Below are 19952 nucleotides of genomic sequence, written 5' to 3' on the forward strand. Positions count from 1 at the left end.
AATGGATTTATTCGTCTTATCTAATATTTTAAATGAAAGTATTTTTAAAGCAAAAGAACTATTGAATGCTGCAAATGCCGTAGATCTTAAAGAAGAAATAGTAATTAAGGACAATAAATCAAAAGACACTAAGGACCTTTTATATCATTGCGACAATATAGAAGCAATAATTGATTTACTGAACAAAGGATATAAGGAGAAGATTGATTTAATATACATTGACCCGCCTTTCTTTACCAAGTCAAATTATAATCGAAAAGTTCAAGTATTACATAATGGACAAAAGGAGACAATCGAATATTTGGCTTACAATGATACATGGGTAAATGGCTTTGGTGAATATTTAGAAATGTTATCTATAAGGCTTTATTTAATGAAAGAGTTGTTGTCTGAAAAAGGAAGTATGTATGTCCATTTGGATTATAGGAGTGTTCATTATATAAAAATAATATTGGACCAGATATTTGGAGAAGAAAATTTCTTAAATGAGATAATTTGGGCATATAAATCCGGAGGTACTTCAAACAAACGCTTTTCAAGAAAACATGAAAGTATTTTGGTATATACCAAAACGAAGAATTATATTTTTAATCTTCAAAAAGAGAAATCATATAATAGAAAATTTAAACCTTATAGATTTAAAGGTGTAAAAGAATATGAAGATGACCTAGGCTGGTATACTTTAGTTAATTTAAAAGATGTTTGGCAGATAGATATGGTGGGGAGGACTTCCGGGGAAAGAGTAGGATATGAAACGCAAAAACCCGAGGCTCTACTCCAAAGGATATTACTATCTTCGTCAAATGAAGATTCCATAGTTGCAGATTTTTTTGCAGGGAGCGGCACTACTTTGAAGGTAGCTGAAAACTTAAATAGAAGATTTATAGGATCCGATATAGGAAATTCATCTATAGTAACTATAAAAAAACGTCTTGACAAGTCCTATAAGATTTTAGCACCTACGGAAAATATAGATAATGAATTATTGGGGTATAAGATCAATATAAAGAATTTAGATTCAGATTTTCAAATAGTAGAGCTAATACTAGAAAAATACAAATTAGATCTAGGCAATTTTAAATTAAATAAAAAATATACGGATATAATAAATCATATATCCAATGAAGACTCTTTGGCTCTTATTGATTATTTAGGGATTGGAGTATTAGAAGATTATCAATTTATATTTTTTGAAGAATATAGAAGTTTAAATAGGCTAAGAATAGATACTGTACTTTCCTTTAAATTATCATCTGAATTTATAGATAAACAATTATATATAAAAATTGTTGATATATTTGGTAATACAGCATATAGTTTATTGGAAAGATAATATCAAAAATTTAAATTTATATGTACATCTTTGGTAAAATAGGTTATTATATGCATATAAAAATACTTATTAAAGGAGAATTGCTATGAATGACAAAGAACATGGCTGCAATTGTGGACACAACCACGATCATGACCACGATCATGAAGAGATGGATATTATTTATTTAACTCTAGAAGATGATACCGAATTAGAATGTGAAGTGTTAGGAATATTTGAGGTAGAAAATAAAGAATATATAGCATTATTACCTCTGGAAGAAGATGCTGATGTATTGTTATATCGATATGAGGAAATAAACGAAGAGGAATTCAATTTAGCACAAATAGAGGATGAAGAAGAATTCGATTTAATTTCCGAAGCTTTCAATGCATTGTTTTTAGAAGATGCTGAGTTCGAATTTGAAGATGATGAATTTGAAGATGATGATGAAGAGTAATTAATAAACATTAACTTAATACTTCGCATAATTGGGGTGGTAGAAAACCACCCCATATGTTTAATGAGGTGTAAATTTGGCTGATATTAAGGTGTATAATACATATTCAAAATACTTACAGTATAAATATGGTGAAAGGGTATATAAATTACCAATTAGTTTACCATTGACATGCCCGAATAGAGATGGATGTATTAGTACAGGTGGGTGCATATTTTGTGGGGAAGAGGGAGGTTCTTTTGAGAATCTACCAAATTCGTTTGGAGTAAAGGAGCAACTAAATAAGAATAAGGAATATATAACAAACAAATATAAAGTTAATAAATTCATAGCATATTTTCAAAACTTCTCAAATACTTATTTACCATTGGATGAATTTAAAACATATATTGAAGAATCTATTATACAAGATGTAGTTGGAATTTCAATATCAACAAGACCTGATTGCATAAGTGATAAATATTTGGAATATCTTAAAAAAATTGAGATTGAAAAAGGTATTGATATTATATTTGAACTTGGGCTTCAAACCGTAAACTATCATAGTTTAGTTAAAATAAATAGGGGACATACTCTTGCAGAATTTATTGATGCTGTTATGAGGATTAAAAAGTATAATTTTAGGGTATGTACTCATATAATACTTAATTTACCTTGGGATAATAAGCTGGATGTAATCGAGAACGCTAAGATAGTATCGGCTCTGCGTGTTGATGAAATAAAGCTTCACAGCCTTTATATAGTTGAAGGTACTTGTATGGCTGAGCAGTATAAAAAAGATGAGATAAATTTGATTTCCAAGGATGAATATATTGATAGAGTAATTACCTTTTTAGAATATTTAGACCCAGATATAGTAATACAGAGGATAATAGGAAGAGCACCTGAGGAAAACACTCTATTTGTTAATTGGGGCGAATCTTGGTGGAAGATAAGAGATGAGATTATATCCAATATGGAAACAAAAGGGACATTCCAAGGGAAAAAATTTAATTATTTAAATGGAAAAGCACTAAAAAAATTTGTTTCAATCTGATATAATAGTATAAACTAAAAAATTTGTCGAATTATATAATTTAATATATTGAAAGGTTAGGTGGGGGACATGGTTAAGTTTATTTTAGGCTCAAAAGGTTCAGGCAAAACCAAATGGTTAATTGACAATGCCAACAAGGATATGAAGGAGGGCAATGGAAATATTGCTTTTATTGATGTGGATGACGATCATATATTCACATTAGATTATAATGTACGACTTATAAATGCCATGGAATTCAATATAGTAAATATTGAAACTTTCTATGGCTTTTTGTGTGGTATTATGGGCATGGATTATGATTTGGAGAAAATTTATGTGGATGGAATTTATAAAATTATGAATTTGGAAATAAAGGATTTAGAATGTCTTTTAAATAATTTAAATGAACTATCAGACAAATTTGATACTGAACTGTATATTAACGTAGATTATCAACTTAAAGATATACCGGAGAATCTAAAAGAATGTTGCATTGAGCTATAATTAAGGGCGGTTTGATCCGCCCTTTGTTTTTTACATCGTAGGCTCAAATGTTGCGCAATCTGTCTCTTCAGAAGTTTCTGCATTTCTTGGTCGTATTTCAATTCTATTAGCAGTACAATGGTCGCCATCTTTATAATACTGGCAGGTATTAACAACACATTTTACTCCATCTAATGTTAACTTGTTTTCCATAATATTCTCCTTTCAAAGATTATTTAATAAAAATCAACTGTAAATTTCCATATGAAGACTATAATTAAAAACTAAAGTCTACTTATATGTTCTCTTAAATTGAATAAAATATTTATTCCGATAGTGGTAATATAATGAAGGATAGACAAGAATTGCAGCCAAAATGCAGGAATTATGTGAAGGGGAGAATAAATTTATTAAAAATATGGCTATTATGTGATATAATAAAAAGAAAGTAGGAAATGGCAAACTAAAACTACTCTTAAATATAGTATTAGAATGGGTGTATAAATTGAATAGCTTTAAGAAAAAGGGGCTGTTTGAAACCTTTTTTGAAAATAGATCTTCTTTGATTATTCAATATCAAAATGGAGACTTAACAAAGAGGGAGTTTTTAGAGTACAATTATGACATTGTAAGAAAGTCTAATTTAAAGCCTTTTTTAAAAGTGGACAGTTATGAAAAGGGCATGTACAATTATCAATATTACAATGTTTTAGCTAAATATTATACGATGTTGGCTAAAGAGATTAAAAACACAAAAAAACATCAAAAATATTACGTTTATTATCTCAATAAGGGGAACAATTATTATCATGAAAAGGATAAGGCAGCTTTAGATCTATTGAGATTTTTAGAATTTAAAGGGATTGAAGCTTATTACGTAAAAGTTAAATCCAGAGTACTTAAGGATAAACTCTACGAGATAGTTTTACTTGATTACAAAGAGGCAATATTTCATTCCAAAGCACAATGGCTATTGGATATTTTAAAGGATGAAGGGGTATTTATAGATGGTAAAAAAACATCTTTAATAGATGGGTACATAAATGCTAAATATTAGAAAGGATGGCTGTTAAGCCATCCTTTATTATCTATTAGCTATAATTTTAACTACTTGTTCCAAATTACTGCCTTTAGGAATATCAAAGCTTCCAGATCTTAGTTTCGTTTCCAATTTCAATTCCACAGCTTTAGAAACAAAATCCTTACTGCTATTTATAATCCCGTTTTCTACTAAGATGTTTCCTATTTTGTCCGGTAGTGAACCATCAGGTATTTTTATATTTGTGACTTCATTACTTACATTTTCCGGAGGGACAGGAGGTGCCGGTTCTTCTCCCTTTTCAATATTATCATCTGAAGTGCCTTTATCGTCATTATCAAGGTTATCCACTTTTTCAGGATTATCTTCACTATCAGGGTTGTCATCATCTGGTTTATGTATGTTGTCATTAGGTTCAGGTCTTGTACTATTGTCTACAATGACTGTATCTTCATTATCAGTATTCGGTTCATAAGCATCATTCGCAAACAAAACATCTAATCTCCAACCTATAACAAAAACTACTACCAAAATTATGACAAACATTATAACATAATCTATAGAATCATACAATATATCTTTAGCTTTTTCTAGAAAATTCTTCATTTGTTCACCTCATTGTTTAAAAACCTTTGTTTTATTACAATCTAATCATATAATATAATTATAACATAAATACAAGAAAAGGTGAGATAAAGTTTGAAAGAAATAGTTATAGATAAAAATGAGAGCGACCAAAGATTGGATAGATTTCTAAAAAAATATCTGGGGAATGCATCGCAAGCTTTTATATACAAGATGTTGAGAAAGAAAAATATCAAATTAAACGGGAAAAGAGCAAATCCTGATGATCGTATTGTGGAGGGAGATATAATCCATATCTATCTATCAGATGAAACGATTGAAAAGTTTGTAGCCACTGAAAGAGTTATCAAATCAAAACTTATTCCCAATATAGTATATGAGGACGAAAATATAATATTGATGAACAAAAAGGCGGGTATACTATCACACGGGACAGGTGGAGAATTTGAAGAAAATATAGTGGATAGTATGATTAATTATTTGATAGAAAAAAAAGAGTACATCCCGAGGATTGAAAGGACTTTTACTCCATCAATCTGTAATCGGTTGGATAGGAACACATCAGGCATTATAATTGGTGCAAAGAATTACCAGAGTCTAAAGGCTATGAATGAAGCATTAAGAAATTCTGAGGTCAGAAGATTTTACAAGACCATTGTGAAGGGGAGAATTGATAATGATTTCAAATCAGAAGGATATTTGAGTAAAGACGAAGATAGAAACAGGGTCGAAATAAGTAGGGATTATGTGGATGGTTCCAAGAAAATTGAGACTCACATTAAGGTCTTAAAAAGGACTAGAGATTTTTCATTGTTGGAAGTTGAGCTTATAACAGGAAGAACTCATCAAATAAGAGGACATTTATCATCATTAGGTCATCCAATTATAGGAGATAGAAAATATGGTGATAAGAATGTAAACAAAAAGTTTCTAAATGAATATGATTTAGAGAATCAATATTTGCATGGATATAAAATTGAATTTAATGGGCTTAAAGATTTTTTGGAATATTTAAATGGGAAGTCATTTGAATCACCGATGGAAGAGAAATTTCAGAAAATCGAAAGGGACTTATTTGGTAAAATTCACGATTAACAACTCACAATTGTTGCCATGTGGCGTAGTTGAAGATTACTGTGCGCCTTTAATATGTATTGTTTTTGTAGAAGGAGGAAATAATGAGAAATTTAAAAGCAAATGTAATTGGACATGGAGAAGTAACTTTAAATGAAGGAGATACCCTTTTGGATTTATCCAAAAAGGTAAATAAAGATAATTATAAAAGGTATTTAGGAGCCCGAATAAATAATGAAATCTACAATCTTTCCAAAAATGCTGAGGATGGCATGGAAATATTGTTTTTAGATATTAAAGACGTTGACGGATATAGAATTTATACCAAAACCATATCTGCAGTTTTTATTATGGCTAGTAAACAAATATGTCCGGATTCAGATGTAGTAATCGAACACTTTTTAGGGCCGGGACTGTATGCAGAACTTACCAACGATTGCTCTATTGGATATAGCATGCTGGAGCAGATTGAAAGGAAAATGTGGGAGATTATAAACGAAGATTATGAAATTATTAGAGAAGAACACGATAAATTAGATGCAATAGAGATTTTTAGAGGGTGCGGCTATGAAGATAAAGTTCGTCTATTCAATTCAATAGATAAGGACAAGATAAGTATTTATAAAATAGGGGATCATATAGACTCTTTTCATGGATATCTAGCTCCTTCTACCGGGTTTATAAATATGTTTAAATTGAGGTATTATTATCCGGGAGTCATCATCTTATTTCCTAATATTAAGAATAATTTCGATATGGAAAATTTTAAAGAAGAGAAAAAACTTGCGAGAGTATTTAAGGAATCCAACAGTTGGCTTAGCATTTTAGATTTAGAATATATAGGTTCTTTAAATGAAAAAACAAATAGAAATGAAATAGGAGAAGTTATTAGAGTATCTGAAGCCCTTCATGAAAAAAAGATCAGTCAAATAGCGGATAAAATATGTGAGGATAGAGATATAAATATAATTTTAATTGCGGGACCTTCATCTTCGGGGAAAACTACATTTGCCCAAAGACTGGCAGTACAGCTTAAGGTAAATGGGAAAAGACCTATATCCATTTCAATAGATGATTACTTTGTAAATAGAAATGAAACTCCTTTAGATGAAGCCGGAATGCCGGATTTTGAGGCATTAGAGGCCATTGATATAAAATTGTTGAATGACGACTTAATCAAATTGTTAGAGGGCCGGGAGGTCGAGCTTCCCAAATTTAACTTTATGACCGGACAGAGAGAAAGGTCTGGGAAAAATATTAGGTTAGATAAGGATCATCCAATCATTATTGAAGGTATTCATGGACTTAACCCAAGGCTTACCGGTTCTATTCCTGAAAAGAATAAATATAAAATATATATTTCAGCTTTGACTCAATTGAATATTGATTCTCATAATAGAATAGCAACTACTGACACAAGATTGATAAGACGTATGGTACGAGATGTTAAATTTAGGGGCAACGGTCCCTTAAGAACCTTTGAGATGTGGGAAGGCGTTAGAAAAGGAGAAGAAAAAAATATTTTTCCATATCAAGAAGAGGCAGACATTATGTTTGATTCCGCATTGGTATATGAACTTGCAGTATTAAAAAAATATATCGTTCCACTTTTGAAGGAAATAGACAGCTCAAGTATTTATTATAGCGAAGCTAAAAAGCTTATAAAATTTTTAGATTATTTCAGAGATATAGAAGTTGAAGAAATAATTCCTCAAAACTCAATTCTTAGGGAATTCATAGGCGGAACCTATTTTAAAATATGAAAAAAAAGCATCTTAAGGTGCTTTTTTTGTTTTGTAACAATTATTATTAATAAACATAAAATGAATTTAATATATATAGATAGAGATGCTTATATAGAAGTAAATAAAAGGGGGAGTGCGTGTTGAAAAGGATATTGGCATTAATGTTGGCATTAATCCTAATATTATCCGGCTGTAGCGCTAAGACTAAACCGCCGGTGACTCCAGAAGACCAGAAGGATCCTTTGAGAGCAGATGAAGCACCCGAAGAGGAAATTTCACAAGAATATAGAAGATTATATTCAGGAGAACTGACTACTATAAATTATCTGGTAACAGTAAGTACCAATGAATTTGGCGAGGCAGCAAATTTAGTAGATACACTTGTAGATTACGACCAATATGGTGTTGTAAAGCCCGGATTAGCAACTGAATGGTCTGTTTCCGATGACAAATTAGTATGGACATTTAAAATACGAGAAGGAGTGAAATGGGTAAGACATGATGGCAGTGAATATGCAGAAGTAGTAGCACAGGATTTTGTAGATGCAATGGAGTATATTCTAGACAGTACAAATGAATCTGCATCAGCAAATATAGCATATAGTGTAATCAAAAATGCGGAAAAATATTACAATAAAGAAATCACGGACTTTTCTGAAGTAGGAGTTAAAGCCAAGGATAAATATACACTTGAATACACGTTGGAGAGACCGACACACTATTTCCTATCAATGGTAACATATGTATGTTTCTTTCCCGTAAATGGTCAATTTTTAGAGGAAGTCGGAGAATCCTTTGGCACAGATAATGAAAATCTTCTATACAATGGGGCTTATATAATGGAAACCTTTGAACCGCAAAATAAAAGGGTTTTAGTAGCTAATGAAAACTATTGGGATAAAGAAAACGTCTATATCAAAAAAATAATATCGACCTATAATAAAGAAGCAAGCACATTAGCACCGGAAATGTTTGCCAGAGGTGATATAGATAATGCAGATATTCCATCGGCTATACTTGATGAATGGATGAACGATCCTGTAAAAAAAGATTTGATACGTCCAAATAGAACAGGGTATTACACATATTTTTATGCATTTAATTTTGATCCCAAATTTCCAGAAGAATTTGAGCCGGATAATTGGGAAAAGGCTGTAAATAATGTAAATTTTAGGAAAGCATTGTTCCATGCATTTGATAGAAGAGCTGCTATGTTAACAGCAGAGCCCTATGATCCGGATAAGAGAATTCTAAATACCATTACGCCAAAGAACTTCGTAGATGTAGAGGGTGTGGATTATACTCAATTAGAACCTTTAGCAAAATTTACTAATACTGATTCATTTAATAAGGATTTAGCCTTGGAATTCAAAGAAAAGGCGATGGAAGAGTTAAAGGGCAAGGCAAATTTCCCCGTAAAAGTACTTATGCCTTACAATACAGGCGTAGTTGAGTGGGCAAATCGAGCACAGGTAATAGAGCAGCAAATGGAAAATCTACTTGGCATTGATTTTATTGATATAATGATTGATCCAAAACCTCCTACAGGGTTTTTGTCTGAAGTCCGTCGTGCGGGGAATTATGCGTTATTAGAATGCAATTGGGGACCGGACTATGCAGACCCGGAAACATATACGGATCCGTTTACACCTGACGGAACTTACAATTGGCCGCATTTAGCTGAAGGATATAAAGAGAAGAATAACAAAAACAAATATGAAAATATGATAAACGAAGCTAAAGCTGAATTGGTAGATACTAAAAAGCGAGTGAATTTATTTGCTGAGGCAGAAGCGTTTTTTATAGAAGAAGCATTTGTAATTCCTTATGCAGTTAGCGGAGGAACTACGGGATACGTTGCCTCAAGATTAAATCCGTTTGAATCTCAATTTTCCCCGTTTGGAGTAGCTTCTGAAAGATTTAAAGGACAGAGGATAATGGAAAAACCTATGAATAGCGAAGAATTTACAATACAATTAGCTGAATGGGAAAATAAGAGGGCTGAGGCTTTGACCGGTCAATAACAAAAGATGTGTAGGGGATGGTTTTAAAGACCATCCCCATTAATATATAGAATGGATTACACGTTGGTTTCACTGCATTTCTAAAGGAGTGGAAGATATGTTTCGTTATATAATAAAAAGACTTATACAATCCTTATTTACTTTATTTATCGTAGTAACAATTGTTTTTTTATTGATGCGCATGATGCCTGAGGAAGGATATTTTGGGAATAATTATGAAAAACTTGATGAAAGTCAACGTGAAGCTATATTGACAGCCATGGGGCTTAGGGATCCATTGCATAAGCAACTTATAAATTTTTATAGCCAAATTTTAAAAGGGGATTTGGGCAAATCCATCATATATAGACCAAAGGTTGAAATAAGTAAAATCTTGAAAGCAAAAATTCCTTACTCTGTAAAATTTGGCTTAACTTCTATGGGAATATCTATTATTTTGGGAATACCTCTGGGAATCATGATGGCTTTAAATAGAAATAGACTCTGGGATAAATTGGGTACATCCTATGTGGTGTTTATAAATGCTGTTCCGGCAGCAGTTTATTATTTGTTTATACAATTGTATATAACAGCATTCTCAAAATATCTTGTTGATAGATATGATTATTTTTTTCAACTTCCCATATTATTTTCAGAAAACAATCCTTTATCATGGATATTACCCATCATATCTATGTCACTAGGCGGTATCGCTTATTATGCAATGTGGATGAGGAGATATATGTTGGATGAAATAAATAAGGATTATGTGAAACTGGCGAGAGCTAAGGGGCTAAAAAACTCGTCTATCATGTTAAAACATGTCTTGAGAAATGCATTTGTCCCTATGGCTCAGTATTTGCCTAGTGCAATGCTCTTTACAATATCGGGTTCTATATATATTGAATCATTATATTCTATCCCGGGAATGGGAGGTTTGTTGGTAGATGCGATTCAAAGACAGGATAATACTCTAGTTCAAGCCCTAGTTTTGATTTATTCTTCAATAGGGATATTGGGGCTCTTTTTAGGGGATGTCTTAATGGCAGTATTTGATCCGAGGATAAAATTGGAGAAAAAAGGAGGTGCCAGATAATGAGTGTGAAGATTGAAAAATTATCTGATGGAATTAATGAAAATCTATTTGCATTTGTAAAATATAATGAGATTGAAGCTCAAAGGGGCGGGTATTCGAACTATTCGTATTGGAAGTCGACATTCAAAGTGTTTTCGCAGAACAAGGCAGCAATTCTGTTTTTAATTATAATGGTTGTATTATTAATTTTTACTGTCATACAGCCCTATCTGCCCAATCAGAAATCACCTACAGAAATCTCAATTGATCCTCAAACCAATATGCAGCTTAGAAATCATCCACCTGATAAAGAATTTATCTTTGGCACCAACTCCATAGGCCAAGATCTTTGGGCAAGAATTTGGAGCGGAACACGTACCTCCCTTTTCATAGGTCTTTTAGTTGGTTTATGGGAGGCGATTTTAGGAATTATAATTGGTGCTCTATGGGGTTATGTAAGACAATTAGATAGAATTATCACTGAAATTTACAATGTTTTAGACAATATTCCAACAACAATTATATTGATTTTATTAACATATATTATGAGACCCAGTATTGGAACGATGATATTTGCTATGTGCATGACGGGATGGCTGAGCATGGCTAGATTTGTACGCAATCAGATAGTTATTATCAGGGATAGAGAGTATAATTTAGCTTCAAGATGCTTGGGCACACCTACTGGTAGGATAATAACGAGAAATCTTTTGCCTTATTTAGTTTCGGTCATTATGTTAAGACTGGCCTTGGCAATTCCGGCTGCCATAGGGTCTGAGGTTTTCTTAACATATATAGGGTTAGGGCTACCAGTTAGCATCCCTTCACTTGGTAATCTTATAAATGAAGGAAGAGCGGTAATGATGGTAAAACAATTGCGATATCAATTGATATTTCCTGCAATTGTGTTGTCTTTAATTACTATATCCTTCTATATTATAGGGAATGTATTTGCTGATGCTGCTGATCCGAGAAATCATGTTTAGAAATGGTGGGAATAATTATGAATAAAATCTTATCGGTTGACGATTTAGTAATTAAATTTAAATTAAGAGGGAGGATTCTAACAGCATTAAGAGGTGTCTCTTTGGAGATTTTTGAAGGTGAGACGCTGGCGATTGTTGGCGAATCAGGATCCGGCAAATCCGTGTTGGCAAAATCCTTTATGGGTTTACTCGATAATAATGGGTGGATTGATTCGGGAAGTATATTATATGACAGAAAAGACATAGCAAAATACAAAAATGAAAAGGAATGGCTGACCATAAGAGGTAAAGAAATAGCCATGGTATTTCAAGAACCTATGACTTCCTTAAATCCACTAAAGACAATAGGAAAACAAGTGGAAGAAGCAGTCGAATTGCATCAAGGGTTAAGAGGAAATGATGCTAAAAATGAAGTAATAACAATTTTGGAGAATGTAGGGATTTCAAATCCACAGAGTCGTTATAGTCAATATCCGCATGAATTTTCCGGCGGGATGAGACAAAGAGTTGTTATAGCAATCGCTATTGCATGTAAGCCTAAGATATTAATTTGCGATGAACCGACCACAGCATTGGATGTTACAATACAAGCGCAGTTCATAAAACTTTTAAAGGAATTAAAAAATAAATACAATTTGACCATAATATATATAACCCATGACTTAGGAGTAGTAGCAAATATTGCAGATAAAATAGCTGTAATGTATGCAGGGGATATAGTTGAAATAGGCAAATGTGAGGAAGTATTCTATAATGGGCAGCATCCATATACTTGGGCGCTTTTATCATCCCTGCCTCAATTGGGAATTAAGGGGCAACCTCTATACTCAATCAAGGGAACTCCACCAAATCTTTTTTATGACATAAAAGGGGATGCATTTGCGCCAAGAAATGAACATGCTCTAAAGATAGATTTTGTGGAAAGACCGCCTTATTTTGATGTAAGCCCAACTCACAAAGCTAGGACATGGTTATTGGATCAAAGGGCTCCAAAACTGGAACCACCTCAATCAATTAGGCTGTTACGTAAAGAGTGGGAGGCTAAATAATGGACAGAGAAATTTTATTGGAAGTTAAAAATTTAAAAGTTGAATTTGGAGCTAAAAAAAATAAATTCACAGCAGTAGACGGTGTAAGTTTTCATATATATAAAGGTGAAACCTTTGGATTGGTAGGGGAGTCAGGGTCCGGAAAGACAACCATAGGAAGAGCCATAGTCCGCATAAATGAAATATCGGATGGAGAGATTATATTTAAAGGGAAAAAAATATCCGGGAAAATAGATCCTCAGTTAGATAAAGAGATTACAAGGCAAATTCAGATGATATTTCAAGACCCTATAGCTTCCTTAAACGAAAGATCCAAGGTGGACTATATTGTATCGGAAGGCCTATACAATATTAAAAATTATAAATCAGAGGAAGAGAGGAAACAAAAGGTGGCCAAATCCTTGATGGATGTAGGATTACTTCCGGAATTTGCATCCAGATTTCCCCATGAATTCTCCGGAGGTCAGAGACAAAGAATAGGTGTGGCTAGAGCTCTCATTATGGAGCCGGAATTAATCATAGCAGATGAACCCATATCGGCGTTGGATGTGTCTATCAGAGCACAAGTACTAAATCTGCTTTCAGAATTGCAGCGTGAAAAAGGGCTTACTTATCTTTTTATTGCTCATGATTTGTCTGTTGTAAGGTTTATAACCGACAGGGTTGCAGTAATCCATAAGGGTAAAATTGTGGAATTAGCTGATACGCAAGAAATTTTTAAAAATCCTTTACATCCTTATACGAAAGCATTGCTGTCCAGTATACCTTTGCCGGATCCGAAAAGAGAAAGAAAGAAGAAGCTTATAGAGTATAATTCAAATATCCATGACTATTCAATAGACAAACCCAAATGGGTGGAAATAAGGCATGGGCATTACATTTTTGGAAATGAAATAGAAATTGAAAAGTGGAAGAAAGGATTGAAATAAAGTTCATTATGGGGTAATCTTAATATAGAACGTATTTATAATTTACAATTCACAATTCATAATTGCAATAACACAAGAGAGGAATTAAAAACTAATGAATAAAAATAAATATCAAATATTACTGTTAATTTTAATTTTAATAATGACAGGGTGTAAAAAGGAAAATGGGAAAATAGAGGGCAATGAAAATAATAACGGTGATATCGTACAGGAAAATCCTATAGATGATGAAATAGCAGAAGTTGACAAAATAGAAGAAATGATAAAAAATATGATTTTAGAAGAGAAAATCGGGCAGCTGATTATAGTGGGAAAAGAAGGACTTGAAATCAATGAAGATGATATACACCAGATTGAAAATAATAAGGTCGGTGGATTCATCTTTTTTTCCAGAAATGTAGACAATGAAAATCAAGTTTTAAATTTGCTAAATGAACTTAAAAATTCTAATTCTTCTAATAAAATACCTTTATTTCTATCAATTGATGAAGAAGGAGGAGCAGTCAGCAGATTGTCCCAAATTTACGGGAAGCTGCCAACTGCCAAGAAATTAGGAGAAAAAAGCAATCAAGAACTTTCGTTTGAGTATGGTAAAATCTTGGGATTGAGTTTAAAAAAGCTGGGATTCAATCTTGATTTTGCTCCGGTTTTGGATATAAATTCTAATCCTAAAAACCCTATCATAGGAGACAGAGCTTATGGCAATACAGTTGAAAAGGTAGTGGAAAACGGCATAAGCGTAATGGATGGGATACATTCCGAAGGGATTATTTCAAGTGTTAAACATTTTCCCGGGCATGGAGATACAAGTGTTGATTCTCACTTGGATTTGCCCAGGATAGATAAATCTTTAGATGAACTGGAAAATTTAGAATTATATCCATTCAAGGAAGCAATTAATAAAGACGCTGATATGATAATGGTAGCGCATATTTTATTCCCGCAATTAGATGATAAATATCCGGCTTCTATGTCCGGCCAAATAATCAATAAGCTCTTGAGAGAAAAGCTAAACTTCAATGGTGTAATTGTATCAGACGACATAACAATGGGTGCTATCACCGAAAATTACTCTATTGGTAAGGGAGCAATTGAATTTTTAAAATCCGGAGGAGATATAATACTGGTGTGCCATGAGGCGGATAATCCATCAATTGTATTAGATGCTATTAAAATGGGTATTGAAGAAGGAGAGGTATCTATAGATGAAATTGATAAAAAAGTATACCGAATACTAAGCTTAAAGGATAAATACAATCTAAAAGATGATAAAATTGAAAATATAGATATTAATGATGTCATTGACAGAATAAATAAATTGAATGAAAAAATATCATAAGGGGGATGAGCAATGGAAAATACAATAGGTATTGATCTTGGTGGGACAAGTATCAAAGGTGGGGTAGTTAATGCTCATGGCGAGATTATAAGAAAGGCAGAAAGGGATACCGGTAAGAAGGTAGGTAAAAAAGAAGTTTTAAATAGGATAAAATTGGTTATAAAAGACTTATTAGGTGATGACATAATAGGTATAGGGTTAGGCTCTCCCGGGTTTATAGACTCAAATGAGGGTAAAGTTTTAGACATTGGTGGTAACATAGAAGACTGGGCTCATACGGATATAAAAGGCGAATTATCCAAGGAATTTCCCAATTTACCAATCTTTGTAGAAAATGATGCCAATGTGGCCGGTATTTGTGAGGGCTGGATTGGAGCAGGAAAGGGATTCAGAAGTTTTGCGATGCTTACCCTGGGAACGGGAGTTGGAGGATGCATATATACAGAAAAGGAAGGCATATGGAACGGGAACAATTTTCAGGGCGCAGAATTAGGTCATACGATACTATATCCTAATGGTAGAGAGTGTAACTGTGGGCAGAAAGGCTGCGTTGAGAGATATATTTCAGGCGCTGCAGTGGAAAGAATATATGAAGAAATGACGGGCAAGTTCAAAAAGGGAAAGTACATTTTCAAAGATTCATTAACAAATGATGTCGATAGAGAACTAGTTGATAAATTCACCCAAGATTTGGCTATATATATAGTATCATTAAAAAATATATTTGATCCGGAGGGGATTATTATTGGTGGCGGAGTAATCAACTCAAGAGAGTATTGGTGGGAAAAAATGATTAAATATTATAAAGAATATATAAATGATGATAAAGGACTAAAAATAGTACCTGCTATTTATCAAAATGATGCGGGCATTATTGGTGCCGCAAAGATTGTTTTTAATCATATAAAATAACTATAATGTTATAATTCATACAAGGAGAGACGAAATGTTAAAGAGATTTATCGCATATTACAAACCACATAAGAGACTATTTTTTATAGACATGTTTTTTGCTTTATTAATTTCTATTATTGATTTAATTTTTCCGATTTTTACTAGAAAGATGATAAATGAGATAATTCCTGCAGGCAGGATGGACTTATTATTAAGATGGAGCATTGTAATGGCTTTCTTGTTTATTTTACGCTATATAAGCCAGTATATCGTAGCTTATTGGGGGCATTTATTGGGAGTAAAAATTGAGCACGATATGAGAGGTGATATATTTTCACATTTACAAACTCTGTCCTTTAGCTATTTTGACAACACTAAGACGGGAAATATAATGTCGAGGATAGTAAATGATCTAAGGGATATAACCGAATTAGCTCACCATGGTCCGGAGAATATATTTATATCATCAATAATGATTATAGGTTCATTTGTTGTTTTATTATCAATCGAATGGAGATTGACTCTAATACTTTTTGCTTTTATTCCGCTTATGATTTTCTTTGTAATTTCTAAAAAAAATAAAATGGAGGCATCCTTTAAGAAGGTGAAAAATAAAATAGCTAACGTCAATTCTCAATTGGAAAACAGTATTTCAGGAGTAAGAGTCGCAAAATCCTTTACAAATGAGGATTATGAAATTGAGAAGTTCAATGAAGGGAACATAGCCTTTTCAGAGGCAAGAGGAGAATCATACAGGGTAATGGCAGAGTTTATTTCAGGTATTGAGATTATGTCCAATATTTTGAATCTGCTAGTTATATCTATTGGGGGTTATTTTGTATACAATGAGGTTATAGGAGTAGGGGATTTGTTTGCGTACACTTTGTATATGACCTTCTTAATGCAACCTATTAAAAAGCTAGCGGATTTTACCCAACAGTTGCAGGATGGAATGACAGGATTTGAAAGATTTCTAGAAATTATGGATATAGAGCCTGATATTGTAGACAAAACTGATGCAATAGAATTAAAAGAAGTAAAGGGGAAAATAGAATTTCATGATGTTTCGTTTAGCTATCAAAATGGAGATGGAACTGTTCTGGCAAATCTGAATATGGAAATAGAGCCGGGCAAAACAGTGGCTTTGGTTGGGCCATCCGGAGCCGGAAAGACAACACTATGTCATTTGATTCCAAGATTTTATGATATAAATTCCGGTGAAATATTATTAGATGATATTGATATAAGAGATATTAAATTAAAGTCATTAAGAAAAAACATAGGATTGGTACAACAAGATGTGTTCTTATTTACTGGCACCATAAAGGAAAATATTTTATATGGAAAACCTGATTCAACAGATGAAGAAGTTATTGAAGCTGCCAAAAAAGCTAGGATACACGATTTCATCATGAATCTTCCTCATGGTTATGATACCTATGTAGGGGAAAAAGGTGCTATGCTATCAGGCGGTCAAAAACAGAGAATTTCTATCGCCAGAGTATTTTTAAAAAACCCTCCATTGCTTATCCTAGACGAAGCTACCTCTGCCCTTGATAATGAAACCGAAATTATGATACAGAAATCACTAGAGGAACTATCCAAAGATAGAACAACATTGGTAATAGCTCATAGATTATCCACCATTAAAAATGCTGATGAAATTCTTGTATTAACCAGCGAAGGTATTGTGGAAAGAGGGAATCATGAAAAATTATTAAATGAAGGCAATCTCTATGCAAAACTCTATAAGTCACAGTTTAAAAATATGGCATAGCAATATGTAGTGTCAATATAACCTCTCCTTTCATATGATATAGTGAATATAAATGGGGAGGTATAATTATGTATAGAGATTACCCGGAGATTTATTACAGAGTTTATCCTAAGATAATTCAAACAATAAACTCACATTTAGGAGAGGATTATTCAATTGACAATATTTCAGAAGATGAGCTGGATGCTATGATTGATGAAGTTTTTTATAAAACGGCAAAAGAATGTCCTGAGCTCTATCAGGACCCGAGTGAAAGAAAAGGCAAGGGAAGAATAAGATCAGCTCAGAGACCGTTTTATGGGAGGGGAAGAATTACAAGAGACTTAATTGCCATATTCCTAATCAGTGAGTTGTTAAGAAGAAATAATTACGGGCAGTATCCTTTTAATCCATATTATTATCCGCTATAATAGGCTGTTAGCAGCCTATTTGGTTTTTGTAATTTATTTGTCATTTATTATTAATTGATTTGTAACTATTGGGGTAAGAATGTATAATAAGATTGAGTTGAGTAATCTATGACATAAATAAGGGGCGCTTAATATGAAGAAACGAAAATTATTTAAGAAGGGGTTTGTAACTATATCCATTATTTTAGGAGCAGTGTTTATTGGGAATTTGTCATTAAATTTTGGAATATCGAATATTTTTAAAAAAAATGTTGTTGAAGCTGTTGATATTGTTGACACTTTAGGAATAATGTTGGATAATAATCCTATTAATGTCCTTATAAATAGAGAGATTAAATTGATAGAAGAAGAAAAAGCCAAGGAAGCGCTGGAAAAAAAGAGAATTGAAATGGCTAAAAAGTTAGAAATCGAAGAACAAGAAAAATTTGATCAAGGTAATAACAGTGAGGATTCAGAGGATAAAAGAAAAACGGATGGTAAAATTGCATATCTTACATTTGATGACGGACCTTCATTGACAGTTACTCCCAGGATTTTAGATATACTTGATGAATATGATATAAAGGCCACATTTTTTGTCATAGGGAGAATGGCGGAAAAACATCCTGAAATGTTGCAAAGAATATATCAAAAGGGTCATAGCATTGGGAATCACTCATATTCGCATAATTATAGCTATATATATAAGAACACTTCCAATTTTATAGGGGAGATCAATAAAACAAATGATATTTTGAAAGATGTGTTAGGGGAAGATTTTGATTCGAAACTCATTAGATTTCCGGGAGGTTCCTTTGGCAAAGATGGTAAGTTCATAAAAGCTGCTGTTGATGCCGGGTATAAGTATTATGATTGGAATTCATTAAATGGGGATGCTGAAGGCAAAAGATTTTCTAAAGATAGATTAATAAAAAGATTTAAGGATACTTCAAAGAATAAAAAGAAACTTATAGTTTTAATGCATGATACAGATGCAAAAGACACAACTGCTGATGCCTTAAGCGATATTATAGAATATTTAATAAACCAAGGTTATGAATTTGATAAATTAGAAAATTATGAATAGGATGAAGGCAATGGATAAGACTGTATTGATAGTTGAAGATGAAGACTCCATAAGAAAATTTGTTAAGATAAACCTAGATAGAGCCGGATTTATCGTTAAAGAAGCCTCTACGGGAGAAGAAGGAATTGACATTGCTAGGCAGGGAGAGATAGATATAGTCGTATTGGATATAATGATGCCCGGTATAGATGGCTATGAAGTCTGCAAAATCTTAAGAAAAGAGTTCCCTGATATAGGCATTATAATGCTTACGGCAAAGAGTCAAGACATTGACAAAATCATGGGTTTGGAATATGGCACAGATGATTATTTAACAAAGCCATTTAATCCAATGGAATTGGTGCTTAGGGTAAAATCCTTAGCAAGAAGATTGGATGTAGCAGACGATGATGACCATAGTATACTGGTAATCAAACCGTTTAAGATTGATAAATATTCCAGAAAATTTTTCAAAGAGGATCAAGAGATAGAACTTACACCTACGGAATATCAAATAGCTAAATTGTTTATGGAAAATCCCGGGAGAGCATTTAAAAGAGATGAGATATTAAATATTGTATGGGGATATGACTTTGTTGGAGATTCTAAAATTGTAGATGTAAATATTAGAAGGTTAAGGTCAAAAATAGAGCTGGATTCAAGCAATCCCACTTATATTGAGACAGTATGGGGCATAGGTTATAGGTGGAAAAGTTGAAATTGGGAGAT

The 19952-nt window shown here is 32.8% G+C and carries 20 protein-coding genes; 18 read left to right on the forward strand and 2 right to left on the reverse strand.

What is annotated here, in order from left to right:
- The first annotated feature begins 1 nt into the window (after nucleotide 1).
- From H8707_RS10975 to H8707_RS10990, 4 genes are all read left to right on the forward strand, one after another.
- Complete coding sequence (locus H8707_RS10975; protein ID WP_262430178.1) at nucleotides 2-1333, forward strand: DNA methyltransferase; 1332 nt, start codon at nucleotides 2-4, stop codon at nucleotides 1331-1333.
- An 85-nt stretch (nucleotides 1334-1418) separates the two neighbouring features.
- On the forward strand, nucleotides 1419-1772 hold the full coding sequence (locus tag H8707_RS10980) for a DUF1292 domain-containing protein (protein WP_262430179.1): 354 nt from the start codon (nucleotides 1419-1421) through the stop codon (nucleotides 1770-1772).
- Between the two features lie 76 nt (nucleotides 1773-1848).
- Complete coding sequence (locus tag H8707_RS10985; protein ID WP_262430180.1) at nucleotides 1849-2808, forward strand: TIGR01212 family radical SAM protein; 960 nt, start codon at nucleotides 1849-1851, stop codon at nucleotides 2806-2808.
- Nucleotides 2809-2877: 69 nt separating this feature from the next.
- Nucleotides 2878-3294: a hypothetical protein gene (locus tag H8707_RS10990; RefSeq protein WP_262430181.1), complete on the forward strand. Its 417-nt coding sequence runs from the start codon at nucleotides 2878-2880 to the stop codon at nucleotides 3292-3294.
- Between the two features lie 30 nt (nucleotides 3295-3324).
- On the opposite strand, the gene H8707_RS10995 is transcribed toward H8707_RS10990, so the two are convergent.
- Nucleotides 3325-3486, reverse strand: a complete 162-nt coding sequence (locus tag H8707_RS10995; RefSeq protein ID WP_262430182.1) for a DUF1540 domain-containing protein — start codon at nucleotides 3484-3486, stop codon at nucleotides 3325-3327.
- A gap of 292 nt (nucleotides 3487-3778) precedes the next feature.
- Between H8707_RS10995 and H8707_RS11000 the strand changes: the two genes are divergently transcribed.
- Nucleotides 3779-4330, forward strand: a complete 552-nt coding sequence (locus tag H8707_RS11000; RefSeq protein WP_262430183.1) for a DUF6648 family protein — start codon at nucleotides 3779-3781, stop codon at nucleotides 4328-4330.
- Between the two features lie 27 nt (nucleotides 4331-4357).
- On the opposite strand, the gene H8707_RS11005 is transcribed toward H8707_RS11000, so the two are convergent.
- Entirely contained in the window at nucleotides 4358-4918 is a 561-nt protein-coding gene (locus tag H8707_RS11005; protein ID WP_262430184.1) for a hypothetical protein, read from the reverse strand.
- A 93-nt stretch (nucleotides 4919-5011) separates the two neighbouring features.
- Here H8707_RS11005 and H8707_RS11010 point away from each other — a divergent pair, with 93 nt between their 5' ends.
- The 13 genes from H8707_RS11010 to H8707_RS11070 all read left to right on the forward strand — a co-directional run bounded on the left by H8707_RS11010 (nucleotide 5012) and on the right by H8707_RS11070 (nucleotide 19941).
- Entirely contained in the window at nucleotides 5012-5992 is a 981-nt protein-coding gene (locus H8707_RS11010) for an RluA family pseudouridine synthase (RefSeq protein WP_262430185.1), read from the forward strand.
- 83 nt (nucleotides 5993-6075) lie between these two features.
- Entirely contained in the window at nucleotides 6076-7734 is a 1659-nt protein-coding gene (locus H8707_RS11015; protein ID WP_262430186.1) for a nucleoside kinase, read from the forward strand.
- A gap of 122 nt (nucleotides 7735-7856) precedes the next feature.
- Nucleotides 7857-9740, forward strand: a complete 1884-nt coding sequence (locus H8707_RS11020; protein ID WP_262430187.1) for a peptide ABC transporter substrate-binding protein — start codon at nucleotides 7857-7859, stop codon at nucleotides 9738-9740.
- Nucleotides 9741-9837: 97 nt separating this feature from the next.
- Entirely contained in the window at nucleotides 9838-10815 is a 978-nt protein-coding gene (locus H8707_RS11025; RefSeq protein WP_262430188.1) for an ABC transporter permease, read from the forward strand.
- Nucleotides 10815-11780 (forward strand): ABC transporter permease, encoded by a 966-nt coding sequence (locus tag H8707_RS11030; RefSeq protein WP_262430189.1) that lies wholly within the window; start codon nucleotides 10815-10817, stop codon nucleotides 11778-11780. The genes H8707_RS11025 and H8707_RS11030 overlap by 1 nt, the downstream gene beginning before the upstream one ends.
- Nucleotides 11781-11797: 17 nt before the next feature.
- Complete coding sequence (locus H8707_RS11035; RefSeq protein ID WP_316699660.1) at nucleotides 11798-12829, forward strand: ABC transporter ATP-binding protein; 1032 nt, start codon at nucleotides 11798-11800, stop codon at nucleotides 12827-12829.
- Nucleotides 12829-13758 (forward strand): ABC transporter ATP-binding protein, encoded by a 930-nt coding sequence (locus tag H8707_RS11040; RefSeq protein WP_262430190.1) that lies wholly within the window; start codon nucleotides 12829-12831, stop codon nucleotides 13756-13758. Before H8707_RS11035 ends, H8707_RS11040 begins: the two co-directional genes overlap by 1 nt.
- A gap of 94 nt (nucleotides 13759-13852) precedes the next feature.
- Nucleotides 13853-15097 (forward strand): beta-N-acetylhexosaminidase, encoded by a 1245-nt coding sequence (nagZ, locus tag H8707_RS11045; RefSeq protein WP_262430191.1) that lies wholly within the window; start codon nucleotides 13853-13855, stop codon nucleotides 15095-15097.
- A gap of 12 nt (nucleotides 15098-15109) precedes the next feature.
- Nucleotides 15110-16009 (forward strand): ROK family protein, encoded by a 900-nt coding sequence (locus tag H8707_RS11050; protein WP_262430192.1) that lies wholly within the window; start codon nucleotides 15110-15112, stop codon nucleotides 16007-16009.
- 34 nt (nucleotides 16010-16043) lie between these two features.
- Nucleotides 16044-17768, forward strand: a complete 1725-nt coding sequence (locus H8707_RS11055) for an ABC transporter ATP-binding protein (RefSeq protein ID WP_262430193.1) — start codon at nucleotides 16044-16046, stop codon at nucleotides 17766-17768.
- A 68-nt stretch (nucleotides 17769-17836) separates the two neighbouring features.
- Entirely contained in the window at nucleotides 17837-18178 is a 342-nt protein-coding gene (locus tag H8707_RS11060) for a hypothetical protein (protein ID WP_262430194.1), read from the forward strand.
- Between the two features lie 133 nt (nucleotides 18179-18311).
- Nucleotides 18312-19244, forward strand: a complete 933-nt coding sequence (locus H8707_RS11065) for a polysaccharide deacetylase family protein (RefSeq protein ID WP_262430195.1) — start codon at nucleotides 18312-18314, stop codon at nucleotides 19242-19244.
- A 10-nt stretch (nucleotides 19245-19254) separates the two neighbouring features.
- On the forward strand, nucleotides 19255-19941 hold the full coding sequence (locus H8707_RS11070; protein WP_262430222.1) for a response regulator transcription factor: 687 nt from the start codon (nucleotides 19255-19257) through the stop codon (nucleotides 19939-19941).
- Nucleotides 19942-19952 lie beyond the last annotated feature (11 nt).

Source organism: Paratissierella segnis (genome assembly GCF_014385195.1).
GTDB classification, from domain to species: domain Bacteria; phylum Bacillota; class Clostridia; order Tissierellales; family Tissierellaceae; genus Paratissierella; species Paratissierella segnis.

Excerpts from the sequence above, each read along its gene's own strand:
- H8707_RS11055 (WP_262430193.1), top strand. The coding sequence starts at position 16,044 with ATGTTAAAGAGATTTATCGCATATTACAAACCACATAAGAGACTATTT.
- H8707_RS11015 (WP_262430186.1), top strand. The coding sequence starts at position 6,076 with ATGAGAAATTTAAAAGCAAATGTAATTGGACATGGAGAAGTAACTTTA.
- H8707_RS11065 (WP_262430195.1), top strand. The coding sequence starts at position 18,312 with ATGAAGAAACGAAAATTATTTAAGAAGGGGTTTGTAACTATATCCATT.
- H8707_RS11030 (WP_262430189.1), top strand. The coding sequence starts at position 10,815 with ATGAGTGTGAAGATTGAAAAATTATCTGATGGAATTAATGAAAATCTA.
- H8707_RS11060 (WP_262430194.1), top strand. The coding sequence starts at position 17,837 with ATGTATAGAGATTACCCGGAGATTTATTACAGAGTTTATCCTAAGATA.
- H8707_RS10995 (WP_262430182.1), bottom strand. The coding sequence starts at position 3,486 with ATGGAAAACAAGTTAACATTAGATGGAGTAAAATGTGTTGTTAATACC.
- H8707_RS11025 (WP_262430188.1), top strand. The coding sequence starts at position 9,838 with ATGTTTCGTTATATAATAAAAAGACTTATACAATCCTTATTTACTTTA.
- H8707_RS11035 (WP_316699660.1), top strand. The coding sequence starts at position 11,798 with ATGAATAAAATCTTATCGGTTGACGATTTAGTAATTAAATTTAAATTA.
- nagZ (WP_262430191.1), top strand. The coding sequence starts at position 13,853 with ATGAATAAAAATAAATATCAAATATTACTGTTAATTTTAATTTTAATA.
- H8707_RS11070 (WP_262430222.1), top strand. The coding sequence starts at position 19,255 with ATGGATAAGACTGTATTGATAGTTGAAGATGAAGACTCCATAAGAAAA.
- H8707_RS10990 (WP_262430181.1), top strand. The coding sequence starts at position 2,878 with ATGGTTAAGTTTATTTTAGGCTCAAAAGGTTCAGGCAAAACCAAATGG.
- H8707_RS11050 (WP_262430192.1), top strand. The coding sequence starts at position 15,110 with ATGGAAAATACAATAGGTATTGATCTTGGTGGGACAAGTATCAAAGGT.
- H8707_RS11005 (WP_262430184.1), bottom strand. The coding sequence starts at position 4,918 with ATGAAGAATTTTCTAGAAAAAGCTAAAGATATATTGTATGATTCTATA.
- H8707_RS11040 (WP_262430190.1), top strand. The coding sequence starts at position 12,829 with ATGGACAGAGAAATTTTATTGGAAGTTAAAAATTTAAAAGTTGAATTT.
- H8707_RS10980 (WP_262430179.1), top strand. The coding sequence starts at position 1,419 with ATGAATGACAAAGAACATGGCTGCAATTGTGGACACAACCACGATCAT.
- H8707_RS10975 (WP_262430178.1), top strand. The coding sequence starts at position 2 with ATGGATTTATTCGTCTTATCTAATATTTTAAATGAAAGTATTTTTAAA.